Consider the following 25,705-nt stretch of genomic DNA (forward strand, 5'->3'; position numbering starts at 1 on the left):
GGGATGAGGGCGCTGCGGTCGAACGACCCGCCCTGCGTTGCCGCGTACGCGACGGGGGCATTGGTGCCCGCCAGTTCGGAAGGGCCATCTTCGTCAGCGGGGCCAGAGGCGGCGAGTGGGCGCCGCGTCCGACTTGCTCGTCGGTGCCCGAACCAACGCAGGCCTCGAGCCACCGGGAGGTCCCGGGCCGTTCCCCGTCGGTCAGCCCCGCCGTTTCGGTCGCAGCAGTTGTTCCCGAAGTGCCGTGAGCTGGTGGGAGGAGTCCACCGCGCGGGACTCGTCGAGCGTGGCGAGTGCGAGCAGGAGTGCGTCGGCGACGAGGAGGCCGGTCAGCGACTCCGCCGTGATGCCGGTCGGGGTGTGCGGCGCGGTCAGGACCGCCTCGACCTGGTCCTCGTAAGCCTCGCCCAGTTCGTCCGTGACCAGGACGACCTTGGCGCCGACCGCGCGGGCCCGGTCCATCATCACGGTGAGTTCGACGAGTTGGCGGCCGGGCTGGAAGATGACCACCGCGTCGCCCTGCCCGAGGGCGAGGAGCTGGTCGGCGAGCGCGAAGCCGGTCTCGGAGACGAATCGGGCCCGGTGGCCGATGCGGCCGAGTGCGAGGGCCAGGTGGCGGGCGCCCGGTTCCGAGGCGGCGATTCCGTAGCAGAACACTTCGTGGGCTTCGGCGAGTGCGGCCACGGCGCGCTTGAGGGCGTCCGGTTCGGTGAGGCGCTGGGTGTGGTCGATGCGCTCGCGGGCCTCGTCGAAGACATCGGTCCAGATGGACGCGAGGTCCCGGCCCACGTGCGCGATGCGCTGCTTGAGGCGGACCTCGGGGGCGACGGCTGAGGTGAAGTCGCTGGCCAGTTCGCGCTTGAGGGCGGGCAGGCCCGCGTAGCCGAGGCGCTGGAGTGCCCGGACGACGGTGGCGTTACTGGTGGAGCTCGCCGTGCCCAGCTCCTGCGCGCTGGCGAAGAGCAGCTGTTCTACGGGCGCGCTGGCCAGGTGCTGGGCCACGGCCCGCTCGGATGTGGACAGTTCGTCCCATTGGTCGCGAATCGCTGCCCGGAGCCGCGTCGCGCCGGTCCCGTCCTCTGAAATTTCCATTACAACCATTGACTTCCGTGTGGTCGACGTTACTGTCCTGGGCAGAACGTTCCAAGTGGAGCTCTTTCTGAAATTGACGTTACAGGATCCTGCGATCCTCCGCCGTCGTTCGGGAGAGCTCCGTCGCGAGGAGAACAATGACACCCCGTCCCACGGAAACCGCCCCCACCCGGGTCCTTCCGGTCATCGAGATCTCCGGCAGCCCGCTCGACCGGGGCCGGCAGTACGGCGAGGCCGTGCGGCCCCAACTGCACGCCGCCCTCGGCTACTACGAGGAGGCCTTCGGCCAGTCCGCCGGACTGACCTGGGACCGCGTCACCGCCCGCGCCGCCCGCTGGCTGGACCCCGTACGCGACTACGCACCCCACCTCGTCGACGAGATGCGGGGCATCGCGGACGGCGCGGGAGTCGACCTGCTCGACGTCCTCGCCCTGAACGCGCGGGGCGAGGTCATCTACGACAAGTCCTTCGCGCAGATGGAGGCCGACGGCAGGACACCCGAGGAGGAGCCCGCCGAGGGCTGCACCTCCTTCGCCGCCTACGGAGAGGCCAGCGGCGACGGGCACGTCTACGCCGGGCAGAACTGGGACTGGCGCGCCGGGGTCGCGGACACCGTCGTCATGATCCGGATCGTCCAGCCCCCCAAGCCGACCCTGATCATGCAGGTCGAGGCCGGCCAGATCGGCCGCCAGGGCGCCAACTCCGCCGGGATCGCCTTCAACGCCAACGGGCTCGGCGGCCGCTTCGACGACGCGATCGGCCTGCCCCAGACCGTCGTGCGCCGCAGCGTCCTGGACCAGAGCAACATCACCGACGCCCTCGACGTGCTCTGCCGCACCCGCGCCCACATCGCCAGCAACGCCCTGCTGACCTGCCGCGAGGGCTTCGCCATCGACCTGGAGACCACACCCGCGGGACACGGCTGGATGTATCCGACCGACGGCCTGCTGGTGCACGGCAACCACTACCAGGCAGGCGTCCCCGCCCAGTTGGCCGCAGCCGGCTACCGGCCCATGTCCTCCGACTCCTTGGTCCGCGTGCCGCGCGCCGAGCAGGGGCTCAGGGCGTTGCGCGGCTCCACGGGGCCCGACGAATCCCGCAAGATCATCCGCCACGCCATGTCGGATCACCTCGGTCTCCCCGAGTCCCTGTGCACCCATCCGGACCCCCGGCAGCCGGCCGTCAAGCACTGGACGACGCTCGTCTCCTCCCTGGCCGACCTGACCACCGGCGACTACCACGTGACCGCCGGAACGCCCTGCGACCGCGAGTACCAGCACCTCCCCTGGAACCTCTACGACGGCCCGTACGGCCAGAACTGACAGGAAAACAGCGATGACCCACACCAGTTCCAGAAGAAGGGCGGCCGTGGCCGCTGGCCTCGTCGTCGCGACGATCGCCGCGGCCGCGGGCTGTAGCGGAGCCACCCGGAACACCGCGGGGGGCTCCGCGACCGCCGACGCCGCCAAGCTCACCCTCACCCCCGCGACCGCCGCCGCCAAGGGTGAACTGGCCAACGCCGACTGGCTTCTGGAGGACGAGCCGGACTCGCTCGACCTGGACACCCAGGGCACCAGCGCGGGCCGCGTCGTCCTCACCAACGTCTGCGAACGCCTCTACCAACTTCAGCCGGACATGTCGACGAAGCCCCTCCTTGCCGAGAAGGCCCGGACGCCGGACGACAAGACCCTCGTCCTCACCCTGCGCTCCGGCGTGACCTTCCACGACGGCACCTCGATGACTGCCGACGACGTGCTGTGGAGTCTGAAGCGGCACGCCGACCCCGACATGGAACAGGGCGACGAGTTCGGCAATATCGCGGCCATGAAGAAGACCGGCGCCCGGCAGATCACGATCACCTTCAAGGCACCGGACGCCATGTTCTTCAAGGCACTCGCGGGCGACGCGGGCATCGTGTGGAACAAGGAGCAGGTCGAGAAGGCCGGCAAGGACTTCGGCACACCCGGACAGCCCGACGCCTGCACCGGGCCGTACGAGCTGAGCGGTTGGAAGTCCGGCGACTCCATCACCATCCGCCGCTACGACTCCTACTGGGGCAAGAAGCCGCTGACGAAGCAGGTCACCTTCCGCTGGGCCGCCGACAGCGCCCTCGTCAACGCCCTGACGACCGGCGCGGCCGACGGCGCGTACGCCGAATCGCCCAACACCGCCGCTGCCCTCCAGGGCAAGAAGGGCATCGAGCAGCACTACGGCCCCTCCACCGCGTCGCTCGTCCTCATCCCCACCGAGCGCGGTGGACTGAAGGACGCCAAGGTCCGCCGGGCGCTGTCCCTCGCGCTAGACCGCAAGGGCATCGCCGCGTCCGGCTACGGCGGCATGGTCCAGCCCTGGGGCACCCCGGTCGGCTCCGGCGCCTGGGGCTACGAGAAGCCCGTATTCGAAGCCGCCCAGAAGGCCGTCGACTACGCCCCAGCCAGCCCTTCGGCCGACGATCTCGCCACCGCCAAGCAGCTGGTGAAGGAGTCCGGGACCGATGCCGCCACCCCGATCGTGATCGGTACGGACGCCAGCCAGGGCCGCACCGTCATCGCCAACGCAGTGCGCGCGGCCCTCCAGCGGATCGGCCTCAAGGGGCAGATCAAGACGGTCGCGACCTCGCAGTTCGAGCAGTTCTACAGCGACCCGCAGGCCCGCGCCGACATCGACGTCCTGGTCGGCGACTGGTACATCTCCAAGGCCGACCCGATGGGCTTCTACGACAACGCCCTGTCGGACTCGTCGAACAACTGGGTCGGCTTCAAGGACGCGGCGTACGACACCGAGGTGAAGAAGGCACTCGCCACCCTCGACGACGCCGAACGGGCCAAGCTCGCGGTGGATGTCCAGAAGAAGTTCACCGACTCCGCCGTGTGGATCTCCGTCGCCCAGGTCCCCTCCGTCCTCGTCCTCAACACGAAGCTCACCGGGCCGCCCGCCTCCATGGCGTACCTCTACTACCCGTGGGCCGCCGAACTCGGCGCGAAGAAGGGCTGACCACCGATGCTTGCCCGGATCTCCCGGCGCCTCGCCGGACTGCTCGCCACCCTCGTCGCCGCCTCCTTCGTCATCTTCGCCGCCGTGTACGCGGCACCCGGCGACCCCGCCGTCTTCCTGGCCGGCGGCCGCGACAAACTCACCCCCGAAAAGCTCGACCTGGTGCGCGCGCAGTACCACCTCGACGAGCCGCTCGTCGTGCAGTACGGGCGCTGGCTCGGCGACTGTCTCCACTTCGACCTCGGCCGCTCCTTCAAGTACGGCGACCAGGTCGCCGACCTGGTCGCCGCCCGCTTCCCGACGACACTCGCCCTCGTCGTCTACGCGACCGTGCTCTTCGTCGTCCTCGGCGTCGGCGCGGGAATCCTCGCCGCCGTACGCCGCGGCACCTGGATCGACTCGGCTGTCGTCGGCGGCACGACACTCGCCGCGTCGGTGCCCTCGTTCGTCTCGGCCATCGCCCTGGTCGCCCTGTTCGGCGTCCAACTGGGCTGGTTCCCGGTGTCCGGCAGCGGCGAGGGCTTCGCCGGCGGCCTGCACCATCTGACCCTGCCCGCCCTCTCACTCGCGCTGGGCGCGCTCGCCCTGATCAGCCGCGTGACCCGGCAGTCCATGGTCGACGCGGGCACCGCCGACCATGTGGAGGCCGCCCGCGCCTCAGGCATCCCCGAGAGCGAGATCGTGCGCCGGCACATCCTGCGCAACGCGCTCGGCCCGATCGTCACCATGTGCGGCCTCGTCATGGCGGGCATGCTCGCCGGCACCGTCGTCGTCGAGACGGCGTTCGGGATCAGCGGCGTCGGATCACTGCTCGTCGGCGCGATCAACACCCACGACTTCCCGGTCGCACAGGCCGTACTCCTCCTCATGGTCACCGGCTACATCGTGGTCACCACCCTCGTCGACCTGGTCCACCCGCTGCTCGACCCGCGGGTGAAGGAGGCCGCCGCATGAGCACCCAGACCCTCGCCCCCGGCGGCCTGCACCTCACGAAGAACCGGCGCCCCTTCGGCGTCGTCGTCGCGGGCGGCGTGATGACCCTCGTCGTACTCGCCGCAGTCCTCGCACCCCTGCTCGCCCCGTACGCACCCGACGCCATCGACCTCTCGGCGTCCCTCGTCGGCACGAGTGGCGACCACCTTCTCGGCACCGACTCCTCCGGGCAGGACCTGCTCTCCCGGGTCCTGTACGGAGCCCGCACCAGCCTCATCGCCCCGATCCTGCTGCTGGCCATCGCGGCCCTCCTCGGCGTCACCCTCGGCACGCTCGCCGCCTGGCGCGGCGGCTGGGTGGACACCCTCGTCTCCCGCCTCACCGACGTCATGTACGCCTTCCCCGGGCTCCTGTTCACCGTCCTGATCATCGCTGTCTTCGGCTCCGGCATGACGACGTCCGTGCTGGCGCTCGGCCTCGCGTACACCCCGACCGTCGCCAAGTACACCCGCTCAGTGGCGCTCGCCGAACGCCGCAAGCCGTACATCGACGCCTACCGGGTCCTGGGCATGGGCGGCGCACGGATCTGCGCCCGCTTCCTCGTCCCCAACCTCGGCCGGTCCGTCGTCGGCTATCTCGTGGTCCTCTTCGGTGAGGCCCTGATGTCCCTGGCCACGCTCTCCTACCTGGGCTTCGGCGCCCAGCCGCCCAGCTCCGACTGGGGACTGATGGTCCAGGAAGGGCAGGCCGCCGTCGTCCAGGGCGCGCTCCTGCCCGCGCTCGTCCCGGGCTTCGCCATCGCCCTCGTCGTCGTGTCCTTCAACGTCGTCGGGGTCTGGGCCGCCGACCGACTCGGCAACAGGAAGTAGCCATGCTCCTCGACATCGACAACCTCACCCTCCAACTGCCCGGCACCGCCCGGTCCGTCCTCAGCAGCGTCTCCCTCCAGGTGGCGAGCGGCGAAGTGGTCGGCCTGGTGGGCGAGTCCGGCTCAGGCAAGTCGACCACCGCCAAGGCGGCCCTGCGCGCGCTTCCCGACGGAACAGCCATATCCGGATCCGTGCGCGTCGACGGTACGGACGTCCTCGCCCTGACCGGCGACGACCTGCGCCGCCACCGGTCCCGTACGGTCGCCATGGTCCACCAGGACCCGCGCTCCGCCCTCAACCCGGTCCGCCGCATCGGCGACTTCCTCGTCGAACGGCTGACGGGAACCGGCCTCGACAAGAAGACGGCCCGCACCCGCGCCGTCGAACTCCTCGACACCGTCGGCCTCTCCGACCCCGAACGGCGGGCCCGCCAGCGCCCGCACGAACTGTCCGGAGGCATGCTCCAACGCGTCGTCATCGCCGGCGCCCTCGCCGCCGAACCCCGGCTGCTGCTCGCCGACGAGGCGACCAGCGCCCTGGACGTCACCACCCAGGCGGAAATCCTCTCGCTCCTGCGCACCCTGCGCGCCGACCGGAGCCTGGGCCTGCTGTTCATCACGCACGACCTCCACCTGGCCGCCGCGTACTGCGACCGCGTGTACGTCATGTACGCGGGCCGCGTTGTCGAGCAGCAACCCGCCACCCAGCTCTTCGACCGGCCACAGCACCCCTACACGAAGGGACTGCTCGCCTGCTCGCCGACGCTGGGGGAGGGGCGGCGCGAGCTGCGCCCGATCCCCGGGCGCCCGCCGTCCCTCGCGGACACGTTCGGCGGCTGCGAGTTCGCGGACCGCTGTGCCGACGCGGAACCGGCGTGCTCGACCTGGACGCCCGAGCCGTCGCCCCTCTCTGGCGGGGGCAGCGCGACCTGCCGCCGACTGCCCGAACTCACCGGCCCGGGCCCGGCCCCGCTGAAGAGGAGCGTCCGATGACCGCCGAAGTACCGCAGGACGCACCGCTGTTGGCAGTGGAAGGACTGCACAAGACGTACGGCCTGCCCGGCGGAGGGCGCCTCACCGCAGCCGACAGCGTCACCTTCACCGTCCCGGCGGGCGGCTCGCTCGGCATCGTCGGCGAGTCCGGATCCGGCAAGACGACCGTCGCGCGCATGCTCGTCGGCCTCGTACGGCCGGACGCCGGCACCGTCTCTGTCGCCGGCCGGACCCGAACGCCACGCACCCCACGTGGCCGCCGGGCGCGCCTCGCGCGGGCCCGCGAGATCCAGATGGTCTTCCAGGACCCGTACGTGTCCCTGGACCCCCGGCTCACGTCCCGCCAGTGCCTGACCACGGCCCTGCGCCTGCACGGCCGGGAGGAGTCCCACGCCGACGGACTCCTGGAACAAGTAGGCCTCGGCGCACGTGAGTCGGGGGCCCGGCCGCACGGCCTGTCCGGCGGGCAGCGCCAGCGGCTCGCCATCGCGCGGGCGCTGGCGGTCGAACCCAAGGTGCTGGTTCTCGACGAGGCGGTGGCCGCGCTCGACGTGTCGATCCAGGCGCAGATCCTGCACCTGCTCGAAGAGATCCGCCGCGACACCTCGGTCGCTCTCGTCTTCGTCAGCCACGACCTGGCGGTCGTCCAGCACATCACGGACGAGGTCGTGGTCATGCGCAGGGGCATCGTGGTCGAACAGGGCCCGACGGCCGATGTCCTGGCCGGCCCGCAGGACCCGTACACGAGGCTGTTGCTCGCCTCGGTGCCACGCGAGGGCTGGGACCCGGCGGACGCGGTCAGGGCGCGAGCGGCCACGGTGTGAACGTTCTGATCGGCTGAGCCCGTCCCTTGCGCCGGTGAGCGGCACCCTGCCGACGGCCCGGTGAGCGAACCGTCGCCAGGGTGCCCTGCGGAAACAGCCGTGTCAGGACAGTGGCTCCACCCACACGTCCCGGAATCGCACCTTGTTCCCGTGGTCCTGGAGCCGGATCGCGCCTGCCGCCGCGGACTCCGGGTCGCCCGCGCCCGTCGGGCCGTCGACCGCCACGTTGTCATGGACCTTCTTGCCGTTCCACACCACCGTGACCCGTGCGTCGGACGTCTTCTTGCCGTCCGCGTCGAAGCGGGCCGCGCGGAACGTGATGTCGTACGTCTGCCAAGTCTCCGGCGCAGTAGACGCGTTGAGGTCGGCGGCCTTCTTCTGGTAGATCGCCCCCGCCTCGTTGTCCGCGAGCTTCTCCACACCGAACGAGTCGAGGATCTGCACCTCGTAACGCTCCTGGAGATAGACCCCGCTGTTGCCCCGGTTCTGACCGGTCACGTCGTCCGGCAGCTTCGGTACCCGGAACTCGACGTGCAGTTTGAAGTCCTGGAAGTGCTGCTTCGTGCGCAGGTCGCCGCAGCAGACCTCCATGGACTTCTCGGCGGTGTGCGGCCATTCGGCGCTGCGGCCGTCGGAGTGCTGCCAGGCGGTGGAGATGCTCCCGCCGGAGAACAGGTCGATCCGGGCGCCGGGCCGGCGCACGTCGAGCGCGTCGAGATTCACATGACCGGTGTCACCGGCCCCGACGGCGTACGTGATCGTGTTGCGGCCCTTGCGCAGTTCGAGCCGCTCGGTCCTGGTGGACCAGCGGTTCCACTCGCCCGTGGACGGCAGGCTCGTCCGCTTCGGTTCGCCGCCGTCGACCGTGACGCTGATCGTCTTGGTGCCCGGTGCGGGGTGCGGGCCGTTCGCGTACCGCAGGCCCACGTCGTACGCGCCCTTCTTGTCGACCACGACGTCGAAGCTCGCCTTCGCCCCTTGCTCGCCGAAGCCGTCGACGAAGCCCCCGCCGGTGTAACCGGCGTGCTCGGTGTCGATGCCGGCACTGCCGGAGAGCTTCGCGGACTCGGCGTCGTAGGTGGTGACCGCCTCCTCGGGACCTGGCTTCGCGTTGAGCGTGTACCAAGCCTCGGTCGACCACAGCTGCTCGCCCTCGGACGACGAGAACGGGCGGGGCGAGCGCACGTGCACCACGCGGTCCGGCTTCAGTCCCGGGATGGTGAGCCGGACCTTGCGGCGGTCGTCGGAGAGCTTCGCCGACGCGACCGGCAGCGACTCCTCGTCGACCTTCGGTCCGCCGTACGCGGGCGTCGGCACATAGCGCCACTGCTCGACGGAGTACGCGCCCGTGGTCAGCTTGGTCGCCGTCTCCTCGGACAGGGGCTTGGTGTAGGTGAGTTCGAAGCCGTCGCGGGTGGCACGCATCGTCTTGATGTCGAACGCGGTCTTCCCGGTCGGCGTCAGCTTCTGCAGTCCGAAGCGGAGCTTGCCCTCCTGGCCCCAGTTGCCGTCGGCGCCGAGCCCGCCGGTGTAGATCGCGCCGTCGGGCCCGGTGCTGATCCGGGTGATGCCGGACTCGAGGCCCTGAGTGTGCCGGAACACCGCGCCCTGGTACTCGCCACCGACCTTCTCCAGGTCGGCTCTCTGGAGTCCTCCGTAGGTGACGTCACCGAAGACCATCTGCCCGGCGAACGGCCCCTTCTTCAACTGCATCGGCGTACTGGGGGAGTTGGCGATCTCGTTCTGTGGCAGCCAGAGCACCGGCTTGGTGACGGGTTTGTCGTCGAACGGACCGTCCGGGTTCATGTAGTGGTTGAAGAACCGGTCCTGCTTGATGTGCACCAGCTTCGACGCGGGCAGCCAGCCGCCCTGGTTGTCCGCAACGAACAGATCGTTGCCCGGGCCGCGCCCGATCCCGTTCGGGGTCCGCAGGCCGCCGGCGAGGTAACTGACCTTGCCCGTCGCCTTGTTGACCTTGATGGTCGTACCGCGGTTCGGCGCGGGCTGCGGATCGGTACTCGCTCCGCCGTAGTTGATCGCGACCGAAAGATTCAGATAGAAGTCGCCCTTGTCGTAGAGGAGCCCGAAGGCGAACTCGTGGAAGTTCCCGCCGTACGGCCACTCGGCGATCTTCCGCTTCTCGTCGACGACGTCGTCGCCGTCGGTGTCGTTCAGCTCGGTCAGCTGATGCTTCTCGGAGACATACAGCTTCCCGTCCACGTACTTGATCCCCATCGGCTCCTTGAGCCCGTCGGCGATCTTCTTGTACGTGACCTTTCCGGGCCCGGTGTCCCCGGTGACGTGGTCGAGGAGATACACCTCGCCCTTCGTCTCGGTGCTGCCGCCCCAGGTGGTGATCGCAAGCCGGTCGTCGGGCAGCCAGTCCATCGCGGAGACCTGCGGCTCGAAGCCCTTGGGCCGCAGATCGGTCAGCTTGTACCCGGGGTTGACCTCGGTCAGCGGCAGCCCGTCACCGGGGGTGTCGTACGTCCCCTCGCACTCCTTGCGACCGGGCGCCGTCACTCGTACGACACCTGCGTCCGTGCTCAGCACGGAGTTCGGCACGGTGGTGAACTCGCGTGCTCCCGGCGGCTTCCACTGCAAGGTGACCTGTTGGCCGCCGCCCGCGTCGAAGTGGTCGATCCGCAACGACTGATAGCCGGCGTTCAGCGTGATCTCGCCGTCCTTGGGCTCAGCACCGTGCAGGCCGTCGTGATCGATGACCTGCTGTCCGCCGAGGAAGAGCCGCGAACCGTCGTCACTGATAAGCCGGAAGCCGTACGAGCCGGCCTCCGGCACGTTCAGATTGCCGAGGATCTGCGAGACGAAGTTGTTCTCGAAACCGAAGCCGTCGGTGGAGGTCCAGTCGGCGTTGGGGATCAGCTTGTCGACGTTCGGGGTCTGCGCGGGCTTGAGATCGCACAGCTTGCTCAGCGGTGACTGGACGTCGAAGACACGTAGGGTCACCCCCGGTTCCTGCGGGGGCAGATCCGCGAACGGCCGCGGACCGTCATCCGCCGCGCCCGGCGTCGGGGCGACCAGGCCGGCACCGAGGAGAGCGGTGAGCAGCAGCCCGGTGGCTCTTCGGGCGCCGCGACGTCTGGAGCGGGATATGTGCACGGGGCGTGGCGTCACTCTTCCTCCTGCGTGGTTCCGCTGTGGGTAACGCAGACTTCTGTGGCCGAGCGACGCTCAGCGTAGGGATGGGGTCGCGGAGCGTCCACACTTTGTCCACAGAAAGGAAGAACTGAAAGAGAGTTGGCCGAGACGCTGCCCTGGCAAGAACGGTCTTGTGTGACGCTCGGCCAAGCTCTCGCGCGGTCGGTTGTCAGCGGGCGGTTGGCGAAGTCAGCTGCCGCGTTTGAGGCGTACGACGACGGGGGCGCCGAAGGGGTCGCCGGACTGGTTGACCTGGACGTGTCCGGCACCCAGCCATTCGTCGGTGCCGGGCACCCGGTGGATTTCCTCCAACCACAGCGACTGGTTCGATCCCTTGCGGGCGCCGGTGGACAGGGGGAGGCGGTGGCGCTCGACCTTCACGCACTTGCCGTCGTCGGTGAGGTACCAATTGCCGTCGAGGATCAGGCCCTTGTCGTCCTGAGCGACCGGTCTCCGCAGCGCGCAACCGCCGGGCGCGGGCTCCTGATCGACCCACTTCGATCCGTCCCAGCGCAGCCGGATGAACTGGTCTGCGGGTTCGTCGTCGACCTCGCCGTGGTTGAAGGTGTTGATCCCATATGCGCGGACCTCACCGGTGGTGAGCGCGAAGACCTGGTCGAGGTCGGCGCCAGGCTCCGGCGGGATGGGGTCCTTGAAGCGGGCCTGTGGGGTGTCCACCGACTTCCAGGACGTACCGTCCCAGTGCATCGAGGCGGGCTGGCTGTATCCCTCGCCGGAGCCCAGTTCGGTGCCCGGCCCGGTCGAACGGCTGCCGACCGCCCAGACGTCGTCCGGTCCCACCACCGCGAGGTCGGAGGCTCCGTAGGGCAGGCGGGTCGTGGCCCAGTGGGTTCCGTTCCAGTGCTGAGCGGTCTGCTTGCTCGCGTCGAGGGTCCAGATGTCGTCCGGGCCCGTGGCCTCGAAGTCACCGGCAGTGCCTGGCGGGGGGCTCGGCACCGCGGACCAGCGGGTACCGTCCCACTGTGCCCACCGGTTCGCAGCGGGGGCCGCTTCAGCGGTCTGCGGCCGCAGCCACAGCGTCTTCTCACCGACCTCTTCGAGGAAGGGCGGGTAGACACCGGCGCCGAGCGCTTCGGGCAGGGGCTCACGCTTCCACCGCGTACCGTCGTAGTGCAGCAGGTGGGCGTTGGACTCGCCGTTGTTCTCGGTCGCGACCGCCCAGACGTCGTCGTTGGCCAGGGCGGCGACATCGGCAAGCTTTCCGCTGAAGTCCGCGATGTGCTCGAACTCCCAAGTGAGGGAGCCCGCAGGAGCCTTCGGTGAGGCGCTTTTGCCACTGGAGCCCGCAGTGTCGGCGGAGCCCGAGGCGCCGGAATCGGTCGGCTCGGCGCCGGTGCCGCATCCCGCAGCCGTGAGCAGCATGCCCAGCACGGCGGCGGCCACCCCGCACCTGTGCCTGATTCCTGCCGCTCTGCGCATGATCGCACCCCTTCTCGCTCCTCCCCGGAGCGATTCCCCAGCATTCCCCGGCGAGCGGGCAGCGTACCCGCTCGGTGCCCAGGCCTGGCGCACTGCCAACTCGGGTGCTTCGGCGCGACGCGTGTCACGCCGACGTGACGTGCATGCCGCCCTCGGCGAGGGTGCTGAGTGCCTCGGCGAAAAGGTCGTACGGCCGACCGCCGGGTGTGAGCATGCGCGAGAGGTGTTCGCGGGCAGTCGTCGAGTTGTGCCAGAGCAACGTGGCGGGGGAGGTGTGGCCGAAGGCGCCACGGAGGCAGTCGTCGATGGCGGCCAAGCAGGTGCCGAAGTACCCTCCCGGACCGTTGATCGCCTCACCCAGGGCGAGATAGAGGCCTGGTGCGTCGGTGACATGTCGGCCGTCGAGTTCGTAGGAGTGGCCGGCAGGCCGGTCAGGGTGTGCCCGCGGGGGTCGCTCACGGACGAGGTCGAACCAGGCCAGACGCTGGCGGGTGCCGAGTTCGGCCCAGGCGCCGGGGGTCCGCGGCGGCCCGTTCATCCATTGCTGCCAAAGGGGCCGAGCGTGTTCGGGAACAGGTCCGGGGTGTTGCCCGTCCAGTTCGAGGTCGATCAGATCCGTGCCGTGCGAGGAGGATCGCCACGCGCTGACGCTGGTCCACAACAGCCGTGTGGCGAAGGGCTCTCCGGAGTCGTCGCGTATCTCGAGAGCGGCTTCCTCCAAGGCCGCCGCTCGGCGTGTGCCCTGCGCCAGTGCCCGCCGCAGCCGGTCGCTGGGTGAGAGTCCGCGAAGGATGAGCGGGGCCGCTGCCCGCTCGGCCGGGAGGATGCGGGCGAATTCCCGGCATACACCCAGCGGTCTGTACTCGTTGTGTACACGAACGGCTTCCCGGTATCCCTCGGGCGGGCCCTCGTAGTCGTCCAGGCCGGTGAGGACAAGACTGCCCGAACCAGCGGGCCGTTCAAGGCTGTTGACGTCTTCCAGGAGCCAAGGCCCGAGGGTCTCGTCCCTCGGCACCAGCCAGACCCGGTCACCGATCCAGCCCTCTGGCTCGATCTCCTCCGGCTGCCAGCCCAACAGCTCGTACGTCTCCCGAGGCGGTTCGCCGAACAGTCCGTCAACTCCGAGGCATACGCCCCAGCTGTGGCCGCTCGCCGTATCGATCAGTGCGTACCGCGCTTGCTCACGATGGCCTCGGTTCTGATGCACGAGGGAATCCTGCCCGGCGCGGCCGAGGAGGTGAAGCCCATTTACTGCTGGAACTCCGGAGTGCCGGTACGCGTCAGGAGTCCGCCACCAGCAGGCGATATCCGACGTCGATGCCGTCGAGTGTGAGCCGGTCGGCGTGAAGCTGCCGACGAACCCCTCAAAGATCCGATGTGACGCGGCCATTGACATCGGCCCGGGCCGGGGCCAAGCTCCCCGCAACGAGTGTTAACGATAACACGATCTTGGTCAGCAGCCTGAGGGAGCCGCCCCATGACAGGCCGTCACCCGCCCATCGGACCCGCTCGAACGTCCACCGGACGTACCTTCCCCAGCCGCCGCACGCTCCTGCGAGCCGCCGTGGCCGGCACCTCCGCCGCCGTTGCGGCGCCACTGGTCACCGCGTGCGGCACCGCCGCCGGACAGCCGCCCGGCAAGGTGGCCCTGCACGGGGACAACCCGTCATGGGCCGCTCCCCTCAAGGCGGCGGGCGAGGCGATGCGCTCGGTCGACGGCCTCGAACTCGTTCCCGAGGTCATCCCGTCCCTCGAGTCCTTCGAACAGGTCGTCAAGTCCTCGTTGCGCACCAGCAAGACACCGGACATGCTCAAGTACTGGTCCGGGTACCGCCTGCAGGATCTGGCCCGCACCGGCGGCATCGTCGATCTGTCGGACCACTGGGCGAGCGCGGCCCGCAAGGGCTGGGTCGACCCGGCGCTGCGCTCCGCGGTCAGTTACCGCGGCCGCGTCTACGGCCTTCCGATGAACCTGGCCTACTACGTCTTCTTCTACAACCCCGAGGTCTTCCGTGCCAACGGCCTGAGGAAGCCCGAGACATGGGACGACTTCCTGCACGTCGCCGGCCGGCTCAAGCGTGCCGGCATCACGCCGCTGCACGGCACCACTGCAGGTCGGTGGCCCGCGTTCATCTGGTTCCAGGAGATCCTCAGCCGCCAGGACCCGCAGTTCTACGAGGACCTTCTCAACGGGCGGGCCCGCTACACCGATCCGCGCGCCGAACGGGCTCTGCGCACCATCGCGTCCTTCTTCGACAAGGACTGGTTCACGTCGATGGACATGGAACACGCCGCGGCCGCCGCGGGCGTTGTGCACGGCAAGGTCGGCATGCTGCCCTGCGGGAGCTGGCTCGGCGGCACCTTCGTGGGCGTCGGCGGAAAGCCCGGCAAGAACGTCGACGCGTTCGTCCTGCCGATGCAGAACACGCGGGTCCGCCCCGCCGCCGTCTTCGAGACCAGTGCCCTGGTCTGCACGGTCAAGGGGCCCGACCGCGACGAGGCCTACCGGGCGGCCGGAGCCTGGCCGCACCCGCAGGTGATGAAGGCGTTCTCGCACACGCTGCAGGACGGCTGCCCCAACCCGACGGTGACGCCCGCCAACACGATCATCGACGGCGTGGCCACGACGGTGCGGGAGAGCAAGGCCCGCCTGCTCAATCGGTTCTGGGAGCTCGGCCCGCCCGAGCTGGTCGAGTCCACGGTCGACGACCTGGCCGGATTCCTGATCAATCCGTCCTCGTACCGGAAGGTGCTGCGGACCATGCAGGACCGGGCCGACGAGGCGTGGAAGGTGTGGAAGGAGGCGGAGGAGTCATGACGGACGCGATGAGCACGGTCACCACGACCGAGTCGGACACGACCGTTCAGGTGCGTCGCCGCATTCCCACGCGGACACCCCATCAGGCGGCGGGCCGTGCGCGAGGTGCGGGCCGGATGGGGGGACCCCTCACCGGTCTTCCCTGGGCGCTGCCCGCACTGCTCCTCGTCGGGGTGCTGCTCGTGTACCCGTTCTTCCGCAGCGTCTACGGCAGCCTTTTCGAGGACAACGGTTTCACCAGCCACTACACGGGCCTCGACAACTACGTACGGCTCGCCGAGGATCCGATCTTCGGCCGGTCGCTGCTGAACACGGTGATGTGGGTGGCGGGCACGCTCCTGCTGCCCGTCGCGGCCGGTCTCGCCATCGCCGTGGCGACGCACCGGATGCGCTTCGGACGGATCGCGCAGCTGGTCGTCGTGCTGCCGTGTGCGATCTCGGGTGCCGCGACCGCCGTGCTGTGGAAGTTCATCCTCACCTCCGAGGGTTCGCTCAATCAGGTGCTGCAGGGCCTCGGCCTGGGCTCGCTCGTGCGGCCCTGGTTGCTCGAATGGCCGCAGAACACCCTCGCGATGATCGTTGCCGGCACCTGGCAGGCCACCGGACTGAACGTCGTCCTGTTCGCCATCGGTCTCAGTGCCATCCCGCGGGAGACCGTCGAGGCGGCCGAGCTGGACGGCGCGACCGGATGGCGGATGTTCCGCTACATCACGCTGCCTCAACTGCGCTCCGTGAGCGTGGTGGTGATCGGCATGGCCATCGTCAACAGCCTCAAGGCCTTCGACATGATCTGGGTTCTCACCCAGGGCGGCCCCGCCCGCTCCTCCGAGACCCTGGCCCTGACCATGTACCGCGAGTCCTTCCGGCTCTTCCACGTCGGGTACGGCTCCGCCGTCGCCCTCGTCCTGTCCGTCATCGTCGTCGCGTCCTCATGGATGTATCTGCGCCGGCAGATGCCCGAGACGTCCCCGCGCTGATCCGAGCCGCTCGACAAGGAGTGACATCCCGTGGGAAGGACCTTCCGCAATCTCTTCGTCGCCGGCTGTGTGGTGCTCTGGCTGATCCCCATGTACCTGCTGGTCGTCAACGCGCTGACGCCGGTCGCCGAGTACGCCGGCCAACCCGACTGGGCCCCGCAGGGCTTCGCCCTGTGGGACAACCTCTCGACCGCCTGGAGTCAGGCGGGCATCGGCGACAGCTTCCTCAACTCACTGGCGTACGCCGTGGTGTGCGGCGCCGCCGCCGTGATCGTCGCCGCCATGGCCGCCTTCGCCGTGGTCGTGCTGCCCATCCCCAAGCCCGCGTTCTGGTTCTGGCTCATCTACTCCGGGACTCTCTTCCCGCTGCAGATGTTCCTGGCGCCGCTGTTCGGCATGTACGCCGACGGCAATCTCTACGACACCCGGCTCGGCCTGATGCTCGTGTACGCGGCCTGGGCCGTCCCGTTCGCCTTCTTCCTCGTCCGCAACCAGATGACCACGATGCCGCCGGAGATCACCGAGGCAGCAATGATCGACGGTGCCTCGTTCCGGCGCATCTTCTGGCGCATCCATGTGCCGTTGATGGGCTCCAGCCTGGGGGCCGCGTTCATCTTCCAGTTCACCGCCGTCTGGAACGACCTGCTGTTCGGCATCACACTGAGCCGCAGCCCCGACATCCAGCCGGTGATGGCGGCCCTCACCTCGCTCAACAACGCCTACGCCTCCTCGGGCCCGCCCGTCATCCTGGCCGGCGCGCTGATCGTCTCGCTGCCCACGCTCGTCGTCTTCCTGACGTTCCGGGGCCTGTTCCTGCGTGGCGTCACCGCGAGCGCACGCTGAGCCCAAGCCTTTCAACCCGACCTGCTCTCACCTGATTTGGAGATGTCCGCATGACCACACGGGCCCTCGTCCGTACCACCGACTGGGACAACGACCGGATTCGCGAGAGCCTGCGCGGCTCCGTCGTCAGCGCGGAAGGCAGCCTGGGCGAGAGCGCGCTGCGGCTGACCACCGAGCCGCTGATGCGCCGGGCTGAGGGGGGCGGCCTGCTGCAGTCCCTCCGGGTGGAGGCGGTGAACGGCTCCTCGATACCGGCCGACCTCGCCGTGCGCACCACCTCCGGGGCGCTGCTGCCCGCCGAGCGCATCCCCGGGCCGAGCGGCTCCGTCCGGCTGCTGCTGCCCGCCGTCGACACGGCGCAGCGGGTCACGCTGACCCTGCCGGAAGGGGCGGGCGGCGACGGGATCGACGTGACGCTCACCCCGCAGCGCCAGTGGACCATCCACCTGGTGCACCACTCGCACCTGGACATCGGCTACACCGACCCGCAGGGGCGGGTGCTCGCCGAACACCTCTCGTTCCTCGACTCGTGCCTGGAGCTCACCCAGGCCACCGACGACTGGGCGCCCGAGTCGCAGTTCCGCTGGTGCGTCGAGTCCCTGTGGTCCTTCAAGCAGTGGGCGGACGCACGCCCGGCGGAACAGGTGGAGGAGTTCGTTCAGCGGGTGCGCGAAGGCCGGATCGAACTCACGGCGATGCCGTTCAACCTCCACACCGAGACCTGCTCCACCGACGAGCTGCACGAACTGCTGCGCCTGGCCCATGACGTGCGCGAGCAGTACGGCATCCCCTTCACCTCTGCCATGCAGACCGATGTGCCCGGTTCCGTCGTGGGTCTCGTCGACGCGCTCAGCTCGGCAGGCATCAAGTACCTGTCCGTGGCGCACAATTGGGCCGGACGGTCGGTACCGCACCTGGTGGGCGGGGAGAAGCTGCCCCGCCTCTTCCGCTGGCGTGCGCCCAGCGGGAACAGCCTGCTCGTCTGGGTCACCGACACGCCGCACGGCCTGGCCTACATGGAGGGCCCGCTGCTCGGCTTCGACACCGACTACTCCAGCGTCGACGACCTGCTCCCGGCCTACCTGACCTCACTCGCCACGAACCCCTACCCTTACCGCGGCGGGGTCTTCGGCTGGACCATGGACCAGGAGGAGATCAAGCGCGAGCCCTACCCGTGGGACGTGCTGCACCTGCGCGTGCAGGGCAAGTTCGGTGACAACGCCCCGCCGCGACGGATCATCGCCGACACGGTGCGCCGCTGGAACGAGACCTGGGCCTACCCGCAGCTGCGGCTCTCGCGCAACGAGGACTTCTTCACCGATGCCGAGTCCCGGCTCGGCGACCGGATCCGCAGCTTCGAAGGCGACTGGACCGACTGGTGGGTGGACGGCGTGGGCTCCGGAGCCCATCCGTTGTCCCTGGCCCGTACCGCACAGGCCGTCGTCGCCGACGCGCAGACCCTCGGCACCTTCGCGGGCGTCCTCGACGCCTCAGGTGCAGCAGATGACACCCGCGACGCGGCCGGCGTGTACGAGGCCGTGTCGCTGTTCGACGAGCACACCTGGGGCGCCGGAGACCCCTGGACGCACGGCCACGACCACGGCCACTCCGGAGAGCAGCAGTGGCACTGGAAGTACGGGCAGGCCTTGCGCGCCCACGACGACGGACAGTCGCTCCTGAACCGGGCGGGCGCCCGTCTGGGCCAGCGCCTTTCCCGTCCCGCCGACGCCCCGGCCTCGTACCACGTGGTCAACACCTGCTCCTGGCCGCGCACCGACGTCGCGCAGATCTTCCTCCCGGAATCCAGTGTCCCGCTGGAACGGTCCGTGGCCGTGCACGACGCCCGTACCGGCGAGCGCCTGCGGCACGAGGAGCGCCCGCAGATCAACGACACCCACCGAGACGCCGGCCGCTTCCTGCTGGTCCGCGTCGACGACGTGCCGCCCGCCGGTTCCGTCCGCCTGGACGTGCGCACCGTCGACGACCAGGGTGCGAGCGCGGGGGAGGACAGTTCGGTCAAGGCCGCCACCGGCTGGAACCCGACCGGTGGTTCCGAGCGTGAGGACCCGGCTCGCAGCGCCGCCGCGGCCCACGCGCACCCCGATCCGCTGCTCCTGGAGAACGAACACCTCGCTGTTCGGGTCGACCTGGCCGGTGCGTGTATCGCCTCCGTCGTGGACAAGGCGAGCGGGCGCGAACTGGTCCGCGCGGACGCCATCACCGGCTTCAACGCCTACATCCACGACAGCTACACCACCGCGGGCGGCTTCAACCACAACTCCAGCCGCACCACCGCCTCCGACCGCCTCGAACACCTGGGCAGCCGTTCCGTCGCCCCGCCCGCCGCGCTCATCGCCCGCCACTCCACGGCCACCGCCGAGACACTCACCTACGAGACGCGCCCGCCGGGCGCCAACCGGGTGCGCACCACCCTCACCCTGCCGCACGGTGTCGGCCGCCTCGACATCGAGAACCAGGTCGACAAGGACTCCACTCTCGGCAAGGAGAGCGCCTACTTCGCCTTTCCCTTCGCCTTCGAGACGCCCACGGTGCGCATGGAGGCCTCCGGCGGCGCGACCGGCACCGGACTGCCGGTCATCCCCGGCTCGGCGCTGCACATGCGGGCCGTGCGCCGCTGGATCACTCTGCAGGAGGGCGAGCTCGCCGTCGCCTGGGCCACGCAGGACGCGCCCCTCGTGCAGTTCGGCAACATCGCCCTGCCGTACGCGCCGTTCCCGAAGACCATGGGCCACGACGAGCCGGCGACCGTCTACTCCTGGATCCACAACAACCTCTGGGACACCAACTTCCCCAGTGAGCAGGCCTTCGAGTTCACCTTCCGCTACAGCCTCTCCAGCACGCGCAGTGCCGATGCCGCCGGGCTCGGCCCGCGCACCGCGGCCGGCCTCTCGCGTCCGCTGCACGCCGTACGGGCCCGCGGACCGGTGTCCGACGAGGCGGCGGACCGGCTGGGTTTCGTGACGGTGGGCGACCCGCGTGTACGTCTCGTCGGAGCCACCACCCCCGACGCGGACGGAGCCGTGCTGCTGCGCCTGCAGTCCTTCGCCGAGGAACCCGTCGCGTGCCCGGTGCGCGCACTCTTCCCGGTCTCCGGGGCCCGAAGCGCCGACTACCACGGCCGGGCCGCAGACGAACTGACCGTCCGGGACGGCGAGGTCACCGTCGACCTGCCCGCCCTCGGTACGACCGCGGTGCTCTTCCGCCGCTGACACCCATGCCCGAAGGAGACTTTGTGTACCGGCTCGACCCGCGATACGCCCCCGCTCCGCAGGCCGTTCTGAGCACCGGCTGGCAGGCGGTGGCCGCTCAACTCCCCACAGGCCCGGCGGTCTTGGCCGTGGAGGGATCGCCGTCCGTCGACTGGGACGCGCTCGGCGAACAGCTACGCAGTGAACTCGCCGCCCGCGGCATTCCGGTTGCTCTGCTCGACGTACGCGCCCACTACGCACCACCCGCCGAGATCCGTAAGCGCACCGAGCGGCCGGAGGACGAGGAAGACCCCTACTTCCGCAAACTCGCCGACAACCCTCTCGACGATCTCTTCGACACACTCCCCACACCGACCCCGCCGGACGAGGGACTGCTCATCGTCCACGGGCCCGGCGCCGCACTCGTCGACCACGACCTGCTCTGGTACGCCGACGTGCCCAAGCGGTACGCGGAGGCGGCCGCGGTCGCGGGCGCCGGTGGAGTGAACCTCGGCCTTCCGGGCGAGAAGCCCGACCTCCAGCGGCTGTTCTACAGCGACTGGCCGATGCTCGACCGGCAGCGTGACGCGCTGGCCCACCGGCTCGACGGCTGGCTCGACGTGCAGAACCCCGAACACCCGGTGTCGCTCGACGGTCCCGGTCTCCGGGCCACGTACGCCGCTCTCGCGAGCAGGCCGGTGCGAACCCGACCCTACTTCAACTCCACTCCATGGGGTGGGCATTGGGCCCAGCGCACGCTCGGCATCAACCCCGACGCGCGCAACACAGCCCTCGGCTACGAGCTGATCGCGCCCGAGGCGGGGATTCTCGTCGGCACCGGGCCGCTGGCCCAGGCCGAGGTGCCGTTCCAGCTCATGTGCGCCCTGGAGCCGGACCGCGTCCTCGGCCAGGAGGTCCACACCCGCTTCGGCACATCGTTCCCCCTGCGGTTCGACTACCTCGACACCGTCGGCGGCGGCAACCTCTCGCTGCACTGCCACCCCAAAGAGCCGTACATGCGCGAACGGTTCGGCTGGCCGTACACCCAGCACGAGACGTACTACATGACGCTCGGCAGCCCCGACACCAAGGTGTTCCTCGGCTTGCGCGAGGACGCCGACGTCGAGGCCTTCCGCGGACAGGTGCGGCAAGCCGCCACGGACGGCACACCCCTCGAGGTGGAGGACCACGTCCTGACGTTCCCCGCCGAACAGGGCCAACTGTTCATGATCCCCGCCGGCACGCCGCACGCCAGCGGGGCCGGCAACCTCGTCCTGGAGATCAGCGCCACGCCCTACCTGTACAGCCTGCGGTTCTACGACTGGCTGCGACCCGACGCCGACGGCAACCCGCGCCCGCTGCCCTACGAGCACGGCTTCGCCAACCTGGAGACCGGACGGCGCGGCGACGCGGTCGCCCGCGACCTGGTCCAGCAGCCGCGCACCCTGCGCACCGGAGCGGGCTGGCGAGAAGAGGTCATCGGCGCACTGGAGGAGATGTTCTACGAGGTCAGGAGGTATGTGCTCGACGCCGGGGCCGAAGCCGATGACGACACCGCGGGACGGTTCCACATCCTGAACGTGGTCGAGGGCGAGGGCGTGAGCGTGCACACCGCGGCGGGCGACCGGCACGAGCTGGCGTACGCGGAGACGCTCACCGTTCCGGCTGCCGTGGGCCGGTACTCCGTGCGCGCGGCGAACGGGGGACCGGTCCGGGTCGTGAAGGCCCTCGTCCGTTGATCCCGGTCCTCGAAATCGGCGGCACCCATGTCACGGCGGCCGTCGTCGACCTGCCCGACGGCCGGGTCGGGCGGCGCACGCACCGGCCGCTCGACCCGCACGCCGGCGCCGAGGACATCCTCGGCGCCATACGGCGCTGCGCCGACCACCTCGACGTGCCCACGGGCACGCGATGGGGCATGGCGGTGCCGGGTCCCTTCGACTACGCGCAAGGCATCGCGCTCTTCGCCGGCGTCGGCAAGTTCGAGGCCCTGTACGGAGTTGACGTCCGCACGGCACTACTGCGCGAGCTGCGACAACGGCCGGATGACGTCGTCTTCCTCAACGACGCCCACGCCTTCATGATGGGCGAGTGGTCCGCAGGTGCCGCGCGCGGACACTCCCGTGCCGTCGGTATCACCCTCGGCACCGGTGTCGGCTCGGCCTTCCTCGTCGACGGCGGGATCGTCGCGCGCGGGCCGGGGGTGCCGCCCGAGGGGCGCATGGACCTGACGGAGGCTGACGGCGCACCACTGGAGGAGTCCGTGTCCCGCCGGGCCATCCTCGCCCGGTTCGGCGACCCGTCCGCCGACGTGCGCGACATCGCCGACCTGGCCAGGGCGGGGCAGCGGCGGGCCCGACGCGTCCTGGACGACGCCTTCATGACACTCGGCGCCGTCCTCGGACCACGGCTCACCGCCTTCGGGGCGACCACTCTGATCGTCGGCGGTTCGATGGCCGGCTCCTGGGACCTGGTCGCCCCCGCGCTGCACGCGGGACTCGCGGACGGAGGCTGGACGCCGGACGCCACAGACCCGGATGACGGTCCGGAACGCCCCAGGCGGCATACTCGTTCGGTGCAACCCGCCGGCCTCGCCGGGGACGCCGCGCTGATCGGCGCGGCCCGCGCCGTTGCCGTACGCGACTGACGACGGGGGAGACCGCGACCATGCCCGACACCCGCGGGGCGAAGGACCCGCAACCGACACTGCGCGACGTCGCGCAGCGGGCGCACGTGAGCGCCATGACGGTCTCGCGTGTCCTGCGCGACGACCCCAAGGTGCTGCCCGACACCGCTGAACGGGTGCGAGCCGCCGTCGCCGAACTCGGCTACCACCGCAACGAGATGGCCCGCAGCCTGCGCCTGGGCAGCGGCACGGGGCTCGTCGGGCTCGTGGTCACCAACCTCGCCAACCCCTTCTACTCCCGGCTCGCTCTCGGCGTCGACGCCGTCGTCGCCGAGCACGGCCTGAAGACCGTCATCGGCAACACAGGACACGACCTCGACAGCGAGCGCGGCCTCGTGGCGGACCTGGTCGCCCGGCGGGTCGACGGCATCATCGTCGTCCCCGCCGATGACGACCAGCGCCACCTGGCCGCCGCGGCGGACAACGGCGTACCAGTCGTGGTGGCCAGCCGACCGCCGAATGGTTTCACCGCCGACTGCGTCCTGGTCGACGACTACGGCGGCTCGCGCACAGCGACCCGACAGCTGCTCGACGCGGGACACCACAGGATCGGTTTTCTCGGTCCCCCGCCGGCTGTCTATACGGGCGCCGAGCGATTGCGCGGCTTCACCGACGCACTCGTCGACGCGGGCATCAAACGCGAACCGGGCTACGTACGGCTCGGGCAGCAGCAGACCGCTGAGGCTTCGCGTGCCGCGGCCGAACTGCTGGCACTGCCTGAGCCGCCGACGGCACTGTTCTGCTCCAACAACCGCAACACCATCGGAGCCTTCCGCGCGATCCGCGCCGCCGGTACCACCACCGCACTCGCGGGCTTCGACGACTTCGAACTGGCCGACGCGCTCGGACTGCCGCTGATCATCGTGGCTTACGACAGCGACGAACTCGGCAGGGAGGCAGGCCGGTTGCTCGTGGCCCGGCTCGGTGAGGCGCGTTCCCGTGACACCGCCCGTCGTGTCGTCGTGCCCACCACTCTCGTCCACCACGGCACACCGGGGAAGTCGTGACCATGCGTGACGCGGAAGAACGACGGGCCAGCCGGAGAGGGCGGCCGTGTGGTGGACAGGACTGTCGATGTGAGTGGTCACCGGAACGCTGATCGAGGCCGCGACGCTGGCCAAGGAACGACACCGGCGGCACGGCAGCTGGGGCAGGCCACGCAAACCGCGGAGAACGTAGCCGCCACCAGCCAAGAGCGATCTACGACTGGAGTACCAGACGACCCACCGGGCCCGTCGACTCGCCGCCGCGTCCGCAAACGGGGGTGGCCCAGGTCCTACGGCCGGGGACCTACCGGCGGGGCAGGTCCCCGGGCCGACCTCTCACGGGCGACCGGACGGTACCGGGTCCGCGTCGAGCTCCTCGGCGGCCAGCTCGCCCGTGGCGACGCGGCTGTTGCGTCGCCCCCACAGTGCGTAGATCACCAGACCGACCGCCATCCAGATGAGGAAGCGGACCCAGGTGATCAGAGGCAGGCTGCCCACCAGGAGCAGGCACAGGAGCAGCGCCACGACGGGCACGAACGGCACCCACGGCGTACGGAAGCCGCGAGGCAGGTCGGGGCGGGTGCGGCGCAGGTACATCACTCCGACGCAGACGACGACAAATGATGCCAGCATGCCGATGTTGCCGAGCTCGGCGAGGTCCTGGATCGGCAGGACCGCCGTCATGAACGCCACCGCCAGGCCCAGGGTCCAGGTGATCCGACGTGGGCTGCGCGTGATCGGGTGGACGTGGGAGAACCACTCGGGCAACAGGCGGTCGCGGCTCATGGCGAGGAAGACGCGACTCTGCCCGAGCAGCATGATCATGACGACGGTGGTGAGCCCGCAGATCGCGCCGAGGCCGACGATCCGGACGGCCCAGTCCGAGCCGACCGCGGCCAGCGCGCCGGTCACGGGCGCAGCTGTGTCCAGCTGTGTGTACGGACGCATTCCGGTGATGACGAGTGACACGCCGACGTAGAGAACGGCGCAGACGACGACGGTCGCCATCAGGGCGATGGGCAGGGTGCGTTGGGGGCGTTTGGCCTCCTCGGCGTTGCTGGCCATGATGTCGAAGCCGGAGAACGCGCCGAAGACGATGGCGCCGCCGGTGAGGATGCCCGCGAGGCCGAAGGTGGCGTTCGTGCTGATGCCCGCCCAGCCGAGAAGCGGCTGCTGCCACACGTCGCCGTCGCCGCCCGGCGGACGCGAGTCCGGGATGAACGGGGTCCAGTTGGCAGGGTCGATGTGGAAGACGCCGACGCAGAGGAAGAGGACGATGGCCGCGAGCTTGACCAGCGTCATGATCGTGTTGATGCGTGCCGTCGTACGGACGCCCGCGGCCAGGACGGCCGTCAGGACGAGGATGACCAGCACAGCGGGCACGTTCACCACGGCGTCAGGGCCCGCGACGGCGGAGGGCAGGTGCAGTCCGAACGTGGCGAGGAAGTCGACCACGTACTGCGACCAGCCGCTGGCCACGGCCCCCGCGCCCATCGTCATGTCGAGGATCAGGTCCCAGCCGATGAGCCACGCCGCCAGTTCACCGAGCGAGACGTACGCGAAGGTGTACGCGCTGCCCGCGACCGGCACCGTCGACGCGAACTCCATGTAGCACAGGGCCACCAGGCCGGAGGCGAGGGCACCCAGCGCGAAAGAGATCGCGATGGCGGGTCCCGCGTAATTCGCGGCGGCCGTGCCGGTGAGAACGAAGATGCCGCCACCGATGGTGACGCCGATGCCCATCATCGTGAGCTGGAGCGGCCCCAGCGAGCGGGCGAGCCGGGTCGTGGGGCGTTCGGCGTCCCGCAGGGTCGCCTCGATGGATTTGGTGCGCACGCTGACTGCCCTTTCTGGGAGCGGTGGATGGCAGGCCGTCGAGCCGT

18 protein-coding genes are annotated in these 25,705 nt (G+C 69.9%); 13 read left to right on the plus strand and 5 right to left on the minus strand.

The genetic code is table 11. From position 1 onward, the window contains the following. Positions 1–201 precede the first annotated feature (201 nt). Positions 202–1,092 carry a MurR/RpiR family transcriptional regulator gene (locus CG723_RS14530; protein ID WP_100593674.1) on the minus strand — a complete coding sequence of 297 codons (891 nt, stop codon included), beginning with the start codon at positions 1,090–1,092 and terminating at the stop codon, positions 202–204. Between the two features lie 137 nt (positions 1,093–1,229). On the opposite strand from CG723_RS14530, the gene CG723_RS14535 reads away from it, so the two are divergent. Genes CG723_RS14535 through CG723_RS14560 form a run of 6 tightly spaced genes read left to right on the plus strand, consistent with a single transcriptional unit; the run spans position 1,230 to position 7,704 of the window. Next, entirely contained in the window at positions 1,230–2,414 is a 1,185-nt protein-coding gene (locus tag CG723_RS14535; RefSeq protein WP_100593675.1) for a C45 family autoproteolytic acyltransferase/hydolase, read from the plus strand. Positions 2,415–2,427: 13 nt separating this feature from the next. Further along, a complete protein-coding gene (locus tag CG723_RS14540; RefSeq protein WP_100593676.1) occupies positions 2,428–4,086 on the plus strand; it encodes an ABC transporter substrate-binding protein in 1,659 nt (552 codons plus the stop codon). 6 nt (positions 4,087–4,092) lie between these two features. Further along, a complete protein-coding gene (locus tag CG723_RS14545) occupies positions 4,093–5,040 on the plus strand; it encodes an ABC transporter permease (protein WP_100593677.1) in 948 nt (315 codons plus the stop codon). Next, positions 5,037–5,888, plus strand: coding sequence for an ABC transporter permease (locus CG723_RS14550; RefSeq protein ID WP_100593678.1), 852 nt, complete (start codon positions 5,037–5,039; stop codon positions 5,886–5,888). The genes CG723_RS14545 and CG723_RS14550 overlap by 4 nt, the downstream gene beginning before the upstream one ends. A 2-nt stretch (positions 5,889–5,890) precedes the next feature. After that, entirely contained in the window at positions 5,891–6,880 is a 990-nt protein-coding gene (locus tag CG723_RS14555) for an ABC transporter ATP-binding protein (RefSeq protein ID WP_100593679.1), read from the plus strand. Next, positions 6,877–7,704: an ABC transporter ATP-binding protein gene (locus CG723_RS14560; RefSeq protein WP_100593680.1), complete on the plus strand. Its 828-nt coding sequence runs from the start codon at positions 6,877–6,879 to the stop codon at positions 7,702–7,704. The genes CG723_RS14555 and CG723_RS14560 overlap by 4 nt, the downstream gene beginning before the upstream one ends. Positions 7,705–7,806: 102 nt before the next feature. On the opposite strand, the gene CG723_RS14565 is transcribed toward CG723_RS14560, so the two are convergent. The 3 genes from CG723_RS14565 to CG723_RS14575 form a co-directional block, all read right to left on the minus strand. Next, positions 7,807–10,839: a family 16 glycoside hydrolase gene (locus CG723_RS14565; RefSeq protein WP_199841743.1), complete on the minus strand. Its 3,033-nt coding sequence runs from the start codon at positions 10,837–10,839 to the stop codon at positions 7,807–7,809. Between the two features lie 213 nt (positions 10,840–11,052). After that, positions 11,053–12,267 carry a hypothetical protein gene (locus tag CG723_RS14570; RefSeq protein ID WP_100593681.1) on the minus strand — a complete coding sequence of 405 codons (1,215 nt, stop codon included), beginning with the start codon at positions 12,265–12,267 and terminating at the stop codon, positions 11,053–11,055. A gap of 160 nt (positions 12,268–12,427) precedes the next feature. Next, a complete protein-coding gene (locus CG723_RS14575) occupies positions 12,428–13,510 on the minus strand; it encodes a barstar family protein (protein ID WP_234374293.1) in 1,083 nt (360 codons plus the stop codon). Between the two features lie 270 nt (positions 13,511–13,780). On the opposite strand from CG723_RS14575, the gene CG723_RS14580 reads away from it, so the two are divergent. Genes CG723_RS14580 through CG723_RS14610 form a run of 7 tightly spaced genes read left to right on the plus strand, consistent with a single transcriptional unit; the run spans position 13,781 to position 23,843 of the window. Then, positions 13,781–15,121, plus strand: coding sequence for an ABC transporter substrate-binding protein (locus CG723_RS14580; RefSeq protein WP_100593683.1), 1,341 nt, complete (start codon positions 13,781–13,783; stop codon positions 15,119–15,121). Continuing rightward, the gene (locus tag CG723_RS14585) at positions 15,118–16,098 is read left to right on the plus strand and encodes a carbohydrate ABC transporter permease (protein WP_100593684.1); all 981 of its coding nucleotides are present in this window, start codon (positions 15,118–15,120) and stop codon (positions 16,096–16,098) included. The genes CG723_RS14580 and CG723_RS14585 overlap by 4 nt, the downstream gene beginning before the upstream one ends. Before the next feature lie 30 nt (positions 16,099–16,128). Continuing rightward, positions 16,129–16,941: a carbohydrate ABC transporter permease gene (locus CG723_RS14590; protein WP_100593685.1), complete on the plus strand. Its 813-nt coding sequence runs from the start codon at positions 16,129–16,131 to the stop codon at positions 16,939–16,941. 50 nt (positions 16,942–16,991) lie between these two features. Then, the gene (locus CG723_RS14595; protein WP_100593686.1) at positions 16,992–20,171 is read left to right on the plus strand and encodes a glycoside hydrolase family 38 C-terminal domain-containing protein; all 3,180 of its coding nucleotides are present in this window, start codon (positions 16,992–16,994) and stop codon (positions 20,169–20,171) included. Positions 20,172–20,194: 23 nt separating this feature from the next. Then, positions 20,195–21,889: a class I mannose-6-phosphate isomerase gene (locus CG723_RS14600; protein ID WP_100593687.1), complete on the plus strand. Its 1,695-nt coding sequence runs from the start codon at positions 20,195–20,197 to the stop codon at positions 21,887–21,889. Further along, positions 21,886–22,797, plus strand: a complete 912-nt coding sequence (locus CG723_RS14605; protein WP_100593688.1) for an ROK family protein — start codon at positions 21,886–21,888, stop codon at positions 22,795–22,797. Before CG723_RS14600 ends, CG723_RS14605 begins: the two co-directional genes overlap by 4 nt. A gap of 20 nt (positions 22,798–22,817) precedes the next feature. Further along, positions 22,818–23,843 carry a LacI family DNA-binding transcriptional regulator gene (locus CG723_RS14610; RefSeq protein WP_100593689.1) on the plus strand — a complete coding sequence of 342 codons (1,026 nt, stop codon included), beginning with the start codon at positions 22,818–22,820 and terminating at the stop codon, positions 23,841–23,843. 315 nt (positions 23,844–24,158) lie between these two features. On the opposite strand, the gene CG723_RS14615 is transcribed toward CG723_RS14610, so the two are convergent. Beyond that, positions 24,159–25,658 carry an APC family permease gene (locus CG723_RS14615; protein WP_100593690.1) on the minus strand — a complete coding sequence of 500 codons (1,500 nt, stop codon included), beginning with the start codon at positions 25,656–25,658 and terminating at the stop codon, positions 24,159–24,161. Positions 25,659–25,705 lie beyond the last annotated feature (47 nt).

Origin of the sequence: Streptomyces sp. CB01635 (assembly GCF_002803065.1) — a bacterium.
In the GTDB taxonomy this organism is placed as follows: Bacteria; Actinomycetota; Actinomycetes; order Streptomycetales; family Streptomycetaceae; genus Streptomyces.